This is a genomic window from Citrobacter sp. CRE-46 (assembly GCF_059615875.1).
In genome coordinates, this window is record NZ_CM184341.1 from 3,133,575 (window position 1) to 3,145,428 (window position 11,854).

Genomic DNA, 11,854 nt, shown 5'->3' on the forward strand with positions numbered 1-11,854 from the left:
GCCCTAGACGATAACCTTAGCTCGGGAGTGAATGTTATTTAACCTATCAACCGGATAAGGCGTGGAATAATATTCCAGCAGTTCATTTTGCTTATTGCTGCTGGCAATAAATTTTTCGACATAATGATCTTCCAACGTTTTCATATTGTCGCCATGGCCGGTTGTCAGATAAACAAAGTCAGCAACAATCCTCTGATTATCTTCTAAAACAATGGCTGATCGTTTATCTTGCTGAATAAAAAGATTAGTTGCCTGCTGATTTACTTGCGTTACCGTCAGACTGGCTGGCAGATTTTTTAGTATTCTCTCATACGCCCAATTCAAATATTCTCCCAATAAGCGACGAGGCAAGTAATCATTTGCATCAATAGCTAAACCTGTTTCGCTTTTTATATAGCGATCACCCACTTTGCGATAACCCTGATTGTTAGCCCATTGATGAAAACATGGACCCGGGCGAAAAGGGCCGGCATTTTTTACGGTCGCATCACCAAACAATGTTATTTGACAGGCAACAGTATTAACTAATAAATGATCGGGCTGAGACAAACTATGCGCTCCCACACCCATGGCATTTTTATCAATAATAATGATCTGCATATGTTCATTAATCGCATACTCTGTATGCAGGGCACAAATCCTTTCCAGAATACTTAAACCACGCGGTCCCATACCCAGTATAGCCACTGTCATTTTTTTCATTCTTTGCTCCAACTGTCTGAATATTTAACTTTACTGTATTGTAAATAGCTAATCCCTGCTGCGGTAAATAACGAGGCTGCACCCAATAATATGGAATAGGTCATTCCATTTTTATTGCTCTGGAAGGCACTGACAATTAATGGACCGACGATCTGCCCGACCCCATAAGTCAGCGTAACGAGGCCAAGAAGGTTAATCTTTTTTGGTGCCCTTATTTTTCTTGCCAGCGGCATGACCAAAGAACTTGTCCCCATGAATGTGCCGCCAAAACCAATACAGCTAATGGTTAGTAGCAGTGGTGAGTTAATAAATATGGCCATGACTACGCAAATCGCCTGAACAATTAAGTTAACACTTAGGCAGGATAATATATTCCACTTGCGCGCGGCCCATAACCAGCCATAGCATCCAGGAATAACGGCAAGACCGACAATGGACCAGATATGGTCGGCTAAAAAGGTGTTGCCAACCCCCCGGGCCATTAACGGTAAATATGTAGCGACAATGATATAGCCGAATCCGGCCAGACCATACAGTAAGGCTAAATTCCACCACTGGATTTCAGGTTCCGCACTTACGACTGCTTTTACCGGGGGGATCATATGCTTATCTTTCGGCAATAAAATTACCAGGATGACGAAAAATATCGTTGAAAGTATGGAAGCACCAATCCACAACAAGCGTGAATCTAACGCGTAAGACACGCCAGCAATGACATATTCATTACCGATAAAAATGCCTATTCCTACGCCTGAAAACAGTGAGGCGATAACAAAAGGATTATGGGTATGCTGGAGCACCAGCATTGAACCAAATATCATCATTCCCGCGCTTGCCACACCCGCAAGGAATCTGATTAACAGAATAATTTCAGGCTGAGTCACTTGTGCCATCAAAAAAATCAGCAGGGCTGTGAGTAACGCTGAAGCCAGTAACAGCATTCTTAACTTATTGACTGCGTTGAAAATACCAAAGGAGAAAAGGAGACTGCCGACGAGGTAACCTGCATAGTTTGCGCTGGCAATTAAGGATAATTGCGAAAAGGTAAAAAGCCCTTCATGAAGCATAACGGGAAGCATAGGGGTATATAAAAAACGCCCAATTCCCATTCCTAAGGTCAAGACGATCATACCAAATACAGCAGTACTCAGCTGACGATGGCCAACAGCACTGTGATCGATATCCATTTTTTGGCCTCAAAAGACGAATTAAGTTTGATTGTTATCTTACATAAGGAAATGATAATAAAAAGTTAATAAAAATGACGAAAACATTCACTTTAGGTAATGCCTTCTATGAACAGTACCTCGCTTAACTTGTTTAAAACGGTTGCGGAAACGGGTTCCATATCTGCTGCTGCGCGTAGTCTGCACTGCGTTTCATCGAATGTCACAACCCGCCTCAAACAACTGGAAGCCAGCCTTGACGTATCTCTGTTTGTCCGTGAGAAAAATCGTCTCTACATCACCCCTGAAGGCGAGCTTCTTCTTCGCTATGCCAACAAAATTCTGGCCCTGTTACACGAAGCGGAATTGTCCATGCATGGAACAAAAGTGGCGGGACCGTTACGCATCGGCGCAATGGAAACGACCGCAGCGGTACGTCTGCCCTCAATACTGGCGAATTTCCACCGCGAAATGCCTTCCGTTGAGCTAAACCTGAAAACCTCCCCCACGGAGGTACTGGTGCAGCACATCCTGAACAATGAACTGGAAATCGCTTTCGTTGCCGATCATCAGGCACTGCACACGGAAAATTCGCCTCTGCAATTGCACATTTTATGTCAGGAAACGCTGGTACTGGTGACGGCGGCAGAGCACCGGAATGTCATTACCGGCGCGGACCTCAAAGTGACAAGACCGCTGGTCTTTGTTAAGGGGTGTAACTATCGCTCCCGTCTGGGACAATGGCTGCGGCTGCAGGGAGTCGATTATGCCGATCCCCTGGAGTTCGGCTCTTTTCAGGCGATCCTTGGCTGCGTGAGTGCCGGAATGGGGATTGCCCTGTTGCCAGAGAGCGTAGTCAGACAGTATGAACATAATTTCCCTATCCGTAGCCATACGATTACCCCACAGATAGGTAACGTGAACACTATGATGATATGGCTTAAAAACCGAGAAGTCAGCCGGGTGCTTAATCGCTTTGTCTCATTTATTACCGAGGCTTAATTTTTCGCTACCGACAACGGCGCAATGCAGGCCGCAGAGTCAGTGGAAGACTGGCGCACTCAAAAGAGCGCCAGTGGCAACGTAATTGATAATGAAAAGCCCGCTTTATATCTGATAATCAATCACGGTTTCATCGGGCTCCATTGCCTGGCGTTTGATTTCATCCACGGATAACCCTGCGTTGCATAGCTCGATAAATCGCCAGACATAGTTGCGCTGTAGTTGTCCTCGTTTCAACCCCAGCCAGACGGTGTTGGCATCAAATAAATGCCGGGTATCCAGACGGGTCAAACTGCCCTCCTCCTGCTCGCCACTGGATTGCTCTGCCACCAGCCCAATACCCAGTCCCAACGCCACATAAGTTTTAATCACATCCGAATCCTGGGCGCTGAGTATGATATCCGGCACTAACCCTTTTCGGGCAAACGCTTCATCAATACGCGAACGTCCCGTAATTCCCTGTCGATAAGTAATTAACGGCCAATGGGCGATGGATTCCAGCGTTAAAGGCGATGTCTTGACGAGTGGATGGTCGTGCGGAACGAGCAGACTGTGGTGCCAACGAAACCAGGGAAAAGCCACCAGCAATGGATCGCTACTCAGACGTTCACTGGCAATCCCAATATCTGCTCCGCCATTTTGCAACAACGCTTCGATCTCCTGTGGCGTGCCCTGAATCAGTTCCAGACGCACTTCCGGGAAAAGCTCACGAAAAGCTTTAATCACTGCGGGCAGGCTATAGCGCGCCTGGGTATGCGTGGTGGCTATCGTCAGAACACCCGACGTGTCATTGGTAAACAGATCCGCCAGACGGCGGACGTTGCTGGCCTCATTCAGAATACGTTCGGCAATGCCCAGTAAGGCCTTACCGGGTTCGGTCATGCCCAGCAGGCGTTTCCCGCGACGAATAAATATTTCGATGCCAAGTTCATCTTCAAGTTCACGAATATGTCGGCTGACACCCGACTGCGAGGTATACAATATATTCGCGACTTCCGTCAGGTTGTAATCCTGACGGGCCGCCTCGCGGATTATTTTAAGTTGCTGGAAATTCACTTTTCGCTCCGGGCACATCAGACATTACGCTATTGTTAAAGTCTGATGCCCGGCATAACAAATAATAAAAACCTGCATCTTATTCCTCTTGGGAATAAGCTTTAGCTTACCAGCTGCAGCTCACGGTTTTCCATCATCGGTCGGCTAACCAGCGACAACAGGATCTCCTTGACTGCCTGCGCTTGTGGCGACAAGCTCCCCATGGCCGACACATTCAACGAGAGCGGCAGATTCATTGATGGGGCAGTAATCCGCGCCATCCAGCCATTTGCTGCATTGCACAGTGCGCGGGCTGCCGATTCGGGTAACACGGTGACGCCCATACCGCTGGCAATGGCAGCCGTTAAGGTCGAGATAGACTCGATTTCACCAATGACTTTGGCCGTTAAGCGACGTAGCGAAAAAGCCTCATCCACCCGCAAACGCACCGCACTGTAATCCCGCGGCAAAAACAGATTCATCTGCGCCACTGCGGCTAAATCGACGCTTTGGCCTGGACAATCACGCGTCCCCACCAGGAAAAGATCCTCCTTCAGCAACGGCTGACAACTTATGCCCGCAACGGGCGAGCGCTCATAGAGCACTGCCATGTCTAATTGTCCGCTGAGAAGCTTGTCATTTAGCACTGCCCCACTGTTTTCATGCAAATAGACCAGTACATCGGGCAGTTCGGCACGTACTGTTTGTAACAGTGGCATAGTGATGGATGATGCCGCCGTACCCGGTGCCAGGCCAATAGAAACCTGACCACTCAGAGTCTGACCAACATTATTGACCGCAAGTTGCGCCTGTTCACACTGACGTAAAATTGTTCGGGCGTGGGTATACAGCACTTTCCCCGCTTCCGTGGGCGTGACGCCGCGCTTGGTACGAATCAGCAATTGCTGATCCAGTTCGCCTTCCAGCGTGGCGACCTGCTGGCTCAGCGCGGGTTGCGCGATGTGCAACACTTCCGCTGCCTGGGTCAGGCTACCAATATCGACGATTTTTACGAAATATTTCAGTCGTCTGAAGTTCATTTTGCCTCCTGTCGGAATACCAGAACCCGTGCTGGCAGTCATGTGAATCAGGATTGCAAGATACTTGCCAGTTTCTTCTGCAGCGGCGTTTTACGCTGACGCCGCGTCAGGTAAGGAGCAAAGTGAAGAACGACATTTTTTGTACGCTTATACAGATAACTGTGGCTGCCCTGGAAAAGGTAGAAGCGCACCAGAATGGGGCAAAAGCATAAAAAGACGGAAAGTTCGCCGCTTTGCTGATTTTGTCAGCAAACGAACGCACAATTGTATTTCGTCCTTTGACAACCCTCATCGCCCTCGCTAATATGCGCCTCGTTCACACGATTCCTCTGTAGTTCAGTCGGTAGAACGGCGGACTGTTAATCCGTATGTCACTGGTTCGAGTCCAGTCAGAGGAGCCAAATTCAGAAAAGCCTGCTTTCGAGCAGGCTTTTTGCTTTTCAATTTTCTCATTCGTCTAATTATTCATGTTGCCCTCTGCGAGGGATATAATCGTTTCCTCTTCATGCCTGTCGCGGTAATCTCATAACGTCCGGTAATCTATCGGCTGCAATGTGCGTAACCCAACTCAAATACTAATAATTAAAAGACAGTACAGACAGGATAACTATGGATTCCACCCTCACCTCCACGGGTCCCCAACAGGACGCCTCTTCGCTCAACCGTGCCCGACGCGCTGCGCTTGGCAGTTTCGCGGGCGCCGTGGTCGACTGGTATGATTTTCTGCTCTATGGCATCACCGCTGCGTTAGTCTTTAACCGCGAGTTCTTTCCGCAGGTCAGTCCGGCGATGGGAACACTTGCCGCCTTCGCTACCTTTGGCGTCGGATTTCTGTTCCGCCCGCTAGGCGGGGTCATCTTCGGCCACTTCGGCGATCTTCTTGGGCGTAAACGTATGCTGATGCTCACCGTCTGGATGATGGGGATCGCCACGGCGCTGATCGGCATTATTCCTTCCTTTGACACCATTGGCTGGTGGGCCCCTGTTCTACTGGTGACGCTGCGCGCCATTCAGGGCTTCGCCGTGGGCGGTGAATGGGGCGGAGCCGCGTTGCTCTCCGTCGAAAGCGCGCCGAAAAATAAAAAAGCCTTTTATAGCAGCGGTGTACAGGTCGGGTACGGCGTCGGTCTGCTGCTTTCTACCGGCCTGGTCTCGCTGATTAGCTCTCAAACTACCGATGAGCAGTTCCTCAGTTGGGGCTGGCGTATTCCGTTCTTGTTCAGCATCGTGCTGGTATTAGGCGCGTTGTGGATGCGTAACAGAATGGATGAATCGGCCGAGTTCGAACAGCAGCAACAGGCGCCACAGCCCGAGAAAAAGCGGCTTCCGGTCATTGAGGCTTTAATCCGACATCCGGGCGCATTCTTAAAAATTATCGCCCTGCGCCTATGTGAACTGCTGACGATGTATATCGTCACCGCATTTGCTCTTAACTACTCGACACAAAACCTCGGCCTGCCACGCGAGCTGTTTCTGAATATCGGATTGCTGGTCGGCGGGCTGAGCTGTCTGACCATCCCCTGCTTTGCGTGGCTTGCTGACCGCTTTGGTCGTCGTCGCGTCTACATTACCGGGGCACTGGTCGGGACGCTAAGCGCCTTCCCATTCTTTATGGCGCTGGAGGCTCAGTCTATTTTCTGGATCGTGTTCTTCGCGATTATGCTGGCCAACATTGCACACGATATGGTGGTCTGCGTACAGCAGCCTATGTTTACCGGTTTATTTGGCGCAAGCTATCGCTATAGCGGCGCAGGCGTTGGTTATCAGGTGGCCAGCGTGGTTGGCGGCGGTTTTACCCCCTTTATTGCGGCGGCACTGGTGACATTTTCAGGCGGAGACTGGCACAGCGTAGCTATTTATCTGATGGCGGGTTGTCTTATCTCCGCCACTACCGCGCTGTTGATGCGGGATAAGCAGCACGGTTAAACCCCCGGTGCGAGGGCCATCCGGTCTTCGCACCATCTTCCTTAACGTCTGACTTTTGTTTCACATTCCTGTGACATACTATCGGGAGAGCGGTATATCTGTGGAACAAGGAGACAGACATGAACAATAAGGGCGCCAGCCTGACCCCGGCTCAGGCACTGGATAAACTGGACGCGCTGTACGAACAGTCGGTTAAATCACTGCGTAGCGCCATTGGTAAGTATGTTGAAACAGGGACCCTCCCTGACGTAATCGCCCGCCAGAACGGTCTTTTTGTCTACCCGTCACTTCGTGTCACCTGGGATGGCAGCGCCACTAATCCGCCAAAAACACGCGCCTATGGCCGTTTTACCCATGCGGGTTGCTATACCACCACCATTACCCGTCCGTCGCTCTTTCGTCCTTATCTTGAAGAACAGCTCACGCTGCTGTATCAGGATTATGATGCGCATATCTCCGTTGAGCCATCGCAGCATGAAATCCCCTATCCCTATGTGATTGACGGTTCAGAACTGACGTTGGATCGCTCGATGAGCGCCGGATTAACGCGCCATTTCCCCACCACTGAATTGTCGCAGATTGGTGACGAAACGGCGGACGGGATTTTTCATCCGGCGGAATTTTCTCCGCTGTCTCACTTCGATGCCCGACGCGTGGATTTTTCGCTGGCGCGACTGCGTCATTACACGGGCACGCCGGTTGAACATTTCCAGCCCTTTGTGCTGTTCACCAACTACACCCGCTATGTCGATGAGTTCGTACGCTGGGGCTGCAGCCAGATCCTCGACCCGGACAGCCCGTATATCGCGCTGTCATGCGCGGGCGGGATCTGGATCACCGCCGAAACCGAAGCGCCAGAAGAAGCCATCTCCGACCTCGCCTGGAAGAAACACCAGATGCCCGCCTGGCATTTAATTACCGCTGATGGTCAGGGGATCACGCTGGTGAATATCGGCGTCGGCCCGTCTAACGCCAAAACTATTTGCGATCATCTCGCCGTACTGCGCCCTGACGTCTGGCTGATGATTGGGCACTGTGGCGGCCTGCGTGAAAGTCAGGCAATTGGCGATTATGTTCTGGCCCATGCTTATTTGCGTGATGACCACGTGCTGGATGCTGTACTCCCACCGGATATTCCGATTCCGAGCATCGCTGAAGTGCAACGCGCGCTGTATGACGCGACCAAAGAGGTCAGCGGCATGCCCGGCGAAGAGGTCAAACAGCGCCTGCGTACCGGTACCGTTGTCACCACCGACGATCGAAACTGGGAATTACGTTACTCCGCCTCTGCGCTGCGCTTTAACCTCAGCCGTGCGGTAGCTATCGATATGGAAAGCGCCACTATCGCCGCACAGGGCTACCGCTTCCGCGTCCCCTACGGCACATTGCTTTGCGTTTCCGACAAACCGCTGCACGGCGAGATTAAACTACCTGGTCAGGCCAACCGTTTTTATGAAGGCGCCATTTCCGAGCATCTGCAAATAGGTATCCGGGCTATCGATCGTCTTCGCGCCGAAGGCGATCGACTGCACTCCCGTAAATTACGTACGTTCAACGAACCGCCGTTCCGTTAAGGCCTGAGGTAACTATGCACAACTCAACCCCTCTTTCCGCCCTGCGTAACCTGCTGATAGCGCAGGGGCTGGATGGTATGATTGTCCCGCGCGCCGACGCTCACCAAAGTGAAGATTGTACGCCGCATGATAATAAGTTGGCCTGGCTGACTGGTTTTAGCGGTTCAGCGGGACTCGCGCTGGTCCTGCGCGACCGCGCATTAATATTTGTCGATGGGCGCTATCAGGTCCAGGTGCGCAATGAAGTCTCGCTGGATGATTTTGAAATTCACCATTTACACGACGAACCGCTGGCAGACTATTTGCAGTCTCACGTTGCAGCGGGTACACGTATCGGCTTTGAGCCGCTGCTGATGGTTAACAGCCAGTTTGAAGCGCTGTCGGCTACCCACTGCGAGCTGGTACCTCTGGAGCAGGATCCCTTCGACCAGGTATGGTTAGATCGTCCGGCAGCGCCTTGCGGCATCATTCGCGAAATGCCCCTCGACATCAGCGGTGAGAGCAGCGCACAGAAACGTGCCCGCGTCGTGGAGCAGCTCACTCAACATCAGGCCGATGTGCTGGCGATTACGCTGCCGGACAACATTGCCTGGCTGCTTAATGTCCGTGGTTCGGATCTTGCTATGGTTCCGGTTCCGTTCTCATTTGCCCTGCTCCATCGCAGCGGCGAACTGGAATGGTTTGTCGATAGCAATAAAACACAGCAACTCCCCGCATCGCTGTTGGATACGCTTACGCTGGCCCCGCAAGAGAGCTTCCTGGCTCGCTGCCAGCAGTTGGCAAATGGGAAGCGCTTTCTGGTCGATAAAGACTGCGCTCCGGTAGCATTGCGTTTTGCCATAGAAGAACATGGCGGCCACGTCCTGTGGGCCCCCGACCCTATTACGTTAATGAAAGCGCACAAAAATGACATTGAACTGGCAGGCTATCGGGAATGCCATGAACAGGATGGCGCAGCCTGGGTTAACTTCCTCGCATGGCTGGCGCATGAGGTCCCTTTACGCGAAGCGGCGGGCAATCCAATCACCGAACTGGAAGCGCAGGCTAAACAGCTGGAGTTTCGCCAGCAGCAGCCGGGATTTATCGAGCAGAGTTTCAGCACGATTTCAGCCTCTGCCAGCAATGCGGCGATGTGTCATTACCACTCCAGCGAAAAAACCAATACGCCAATTACCTCGCAGGCCATGTACCTGAATGATTCCGGTGGTCAGTATCATAATGGTACAACGGATACGACGCGCACCCTGGCATTTGGCCCACAGGATCCGCAGCGACGCTTGCACTACACCGCCGTGTTGAAAGGCTTCTTGTCACTTATTTCACTGCAGTTCCCCAGCGGTACTCAGGGCCATCAACTGGATGCCTTTAGTCGGCGGGCGTTGTGGGATTTGGGACTGGATTTTGATCATGGAACCGGGCACGGCGTAGGCCATCAGTTGCTTATCCATGAACAACCTCATCGCATTGCCAAAAAAGTTAACCCCTGGCCTCTGGTGGCGGGCAATATCATCACCATCGAACCGGGTTATTATCTGGCCGGGCAATATGGGATCCGCATTGAGAATCAGGTGGAGATTATCAACAGCCGTCCGGGCTTCTGCCGTTTCTCAACGCTGACGCTGGTGCCGATTGATTTGAACCTTGTGGAACTGCATCTGCTGAGCGATGCTGAGAAACAGTGGATTGATGATTACCACCAGCAGGTCAGAGAGACATTGTCCCCACGCGTAAACGCAGAAGCCCGTCCATGGCTGTTCGCCGCCACTGCGCCCATTCGCGTTCAGGCCAATTAATGCATTAAAAAAGGCAGCCCGCAGGCTGCCTTAGTTCTCCCCAACGTCTTACTGCTTAGCTGTTACGGATGTACTCATCCATTTCAGTTTTCAGGTTATCGGACTTGGTACCGAAGATCGCCTGAACACCGGAACCAGCAACCACGACGCCCGCCGCACCCAGTTTCTTCAGGCCAGCCTGATCCACTTTGGCAACGTCAGCCACGCTAACGCGCAGACGAGTAATGCACGCATCGAGGTTAGTGATGTTGTCTTTACCACCGAATGCAGCAACCAGAGCCGGAGCCATTTCGCCGGACGCACCCGCTTTGCTGTCTTCGGTCGCATCTTCACGACCTGGCGTTTTCAGGTCCAGCGCTTTGATCAGCACACGGAAGATGGTGTAGTAAACAATCGCATAACCGATACCGACAATCGGGAACAGCCACAGTTTGCTGCTGTTACCGGACAGAACGATAAAGTCGATCAGACCGTGAGAGAACGATGTCCCGTCGCGCATACCCAGCAGGATACAGATCGGGAATGCCAGACCAGCCAGAATCGCGTGGATGATGTACAGGATCGGCGCCACGAACATGAAGGAGAACTCGATCGGCTCGGTAATACCGGTCAGGAACGAGGTCAGCGCCGCGGAGATCATAATACCGCCCACTTTTGCGCGGTTTTCTGGTTTAGCAGAGTGCCAGATAGCGATAGCGGCAGCCGGCAGACCGTACATTTTGAACAGGAAGCCACCGGACAGTTTGCCCGCAGTCGGGTCGCCCGCCATATAGCGAGGGATATCACCGTGGAATACCTGACCCGCGGCGTTGGTGTACTCACCGATCTGCATCTGGAATGGAACGTTCCAGATATGGTGCAGACCAAACGGCACCAGGCAGCGTTCAATGAAGCCATAGATACCGAACGCCACTACCGGGTTCTGGTATGCAGCCCACTGGGAGAACGTCTGAATAGCAGTACCGATCGGCGGCCAAATGAAGGACAGAACCACGCCTGTGAAGATGGCAGCCAGACCAGAAATAATAGGAACGAAGCGCTTACCCGCAAAGAAGCCGAGATACTCAGGCAATTTGATACGGTAGAAACGGTTGAACATATACGCTGCAATCGCACCGGAGATAATCCCCCCGAGAACACCCGTATCAGCAAGGTGTTTAGCGGCAATCTCTTCAGCAGGTAAATGCAGAACCAGCGGCGCAACAACAGCCATGGTTTTAACCATGATGCCGTAGGCAACAACGGATGCCAGTGCAGATACGCCGTCATTGTTGGTGAAGCCTAACGCAACACCGATGGCAAAGATCAGCGGCATGTTCGCAAAAACAGAACCGCCTGCTTCTGCCATTACGTGCGATACAACGGCTGGCAGCCAGCTGAAGTTAGCGGAACCGACACCCAGCAGGATACCTGCAATCGGGAGTACGGATACCGGCAGCATCAGCGATTTACCGACCTTTTGCAGGTTAGCAAATGCATTCTTAAACATAATTAGGAGTGCTCCTGAGTATTTGTGCTTATACACTTCATCCTTCAAACCGCCTCAGCGTTGGCTGCGCTCATTCACTCCAGTCACTTACTCGAGTAAGCTCCTGTCATTCACTCACTTGCCGCCT

Annotated in this window: 9 protein-coding genes and 1 tRNA gene; 5 read left to right on the plus strand and 5 right to left on the minus strand. The window is 51.7% G+C overall.

The genetic code is table 11. The features are described from left to right. Window positions 1-3: 3 nt before the first annotated feature. Both AC534G_RS15305 and AC534G_RS15310 read right to left on the minus strand, forming a co-directional pair. Window positions 4-702 (minus strand): FAD/NAD(P)-binding protein, encoded by a 699-nt coding sequence (locus AC534G_RS15305; protein WP_496594422.1) that lies wholly within the window; start codon window positions 700-702, stop codon window positions 4-6. Beyond that, a complete protein-coding gene (locus AC534G_RS15310; RefSeq protein WP_110498349.1) occupies window positions 699-1,889 on the minus strand; it encodes an MFS transporter in 1,191 nt (396 codons plus the stop codon). The genes AC534G_RS15305 and AC534G_RS15310 overlap by 4 nt, the downstream gene beginning before the upstream one ends. A 108-nt stretch (window positions 1,890-1,997) precedes the next feature. Between AC534G_RS15310 and AC534G_RS15315 the strand changes: the two genes are divergently transcribed. Next, window positions 1,998-2,870, plus strand: a complete 873-nt coding sequence (locus AC534G_RS15315; RefSeq protein ID WP_038639788.1) for a LysR family transcriptional regulator — start codon at window positions 1,998-2,000, stop codon at window positions 2,868-2,870. Between the two features lie 105 nt (window positions 2,871-2,975). Here the strand turns inward: AC534G_RS15315 and cbl are convergent, their stop codons facing one another. Both cbl and nac read right to left on the minus strand, forming a co-directional pair. After that, on the minus strand, window positions 2,976-3,926 hold the full coding sequence (gene cbl / locus AC534G_RS15320) for an HTH-type transcriptional regulator Cbl (protein WP_038639784.1): 951 nt from the start codon (window positions 3,924-3,926) through the stop codon (window positions 2,976-2,978). Window positions 3,927-4,027: 101 nt separating this feature from the next. Next, window positions 4,028-4,945 (minus strand): nitrogen assimilation transcriptional regulator NAC, encoded by a 918-nt coding sequence (gene nac, locus AC534G_RS15325; protein WP_038639782.1) that lies wholly within the window; start codon window positions 4,943-4,945, stop codon window positions 4,028-4,030. 325 nt (window positions 4,946-5,270) lie between these two features. Here nac and AC534G_RS15330 point away from each other — a divergent pair. From AC534G_RS15330 to AC534G_RS15345, 4 genes are all read left to right on the plus strand, one after another. Next, window positions 5,271-5,346 (plus strand) — tRNA-Asn (locus AC534G_RS15330). Window positions 5,347-5,554: 208 nt separating this feature from the next. Continuing rightward, window positions 5,555-6,871: a shikimate transporter gene (shiA, locus tag AC534G_RS15335; protein WP_069323331.1), complete on the plus strand. Its 1,317-nt coding sequence runs from the start codon at window positions 5,555-5,557 to the stop codon at window positions 6,869-6,871. A 119-nt stretch (window positions 6,872-6,990) separates the two neighbouring features. Beyond that, window positions 6,991-8,445 carry an AMP nucleosidase gene (locus AC534G_RS15340; protein WP_110498351.1) on the plus strand — a complete coding sequence of 485 codons (1,455 nt, stop codon included), beginning with the start codon at window positions 6,991-6,993 and terminating at the stop codon, window positions 8,443-8,445. 14 nt (window positions 8,446-8,459) lie between these two features. Next, window positions 8,460-10,238: an aminopeptidase P family protein gene (locus AC534G_RS15345; protein WP_110498353.1), complete on the plus strand. Its 1,779-nt coding sequence runs from the start codon at window positions 8,460-8,462 to the stop codon at window positions 10,236-10,238. Between the two features lie 55 nt (window positions 10,239-10,293). Here AC534G_RS15345 and ptsG read toward each other — a convergent pair whose 3' ends face one another. Beyond that, entirely contained in the window at window positions 10,294-11,727 is a 1,434-nt protein-coding gene (gene ptsG / locus AC534G_RS15350; RefSeq protein WP_110498355.1) for a PTS glucose transporter subunit IIBC, read from the minus strand. Window positions 11,728-11,854 lie beyond the last annotated feature (127 nt).

Coding starts and splice junctions, on each gene's coding strand:
- AC534G_RS15305 (WP_496594422.1), bottom strand. CDS start 702: ATGAAAAAAATGACAGTGGCTATACTGGGTATGGGACCGCGTGGTTTA.
- AC534G_RS15310 (WP_110498349.1), bottom strand. CDS start 1,889: ATGGATATCGATCACAGTGCTGTTGGCCATCGTCAGCTGAGTACTGCT.
- AC534G_RS15315 (WP_038639788.1), top strand. CDS start 1,998: ATGAACAGTACCTCGCTTAACTTGTTTAAAACGGTTGCGGAAACGGGT.
- nac (WP_038639782.1), bottom strand. CDS start 4,945: ATGAACTTCAGACGACTGAAATATTTCGTAAAAATCGTCGATATTGGT.
- shiA (WP_069323331.1), top strand. CDS start 5,555: ATGGATTCCACCCTCACCTCCACGGGTCCCCAACAGGACGCCTCTTCG.
- AC534G_RS15340 (WP_110498351.1), top strand. CDS start 6,991: ATGAACAATAAGGGCGCCAGCCTGACCCCGGCTCAGGCACTGGATAAA.
- AC534G_RS15345 (WP_110498353.1), top strand. CDS start 8,460: ATGCACAACTCAACCCCTCTTTCCGCCCTGCGTAACCTGCTGATAGCG.
- ptsG (WP_110498355.1), bottom strand. CDS start 11,727: ATGTTTAAGAATGCATTTGCTAACCTGCAAAAGGTCGGTAAATCGCTG.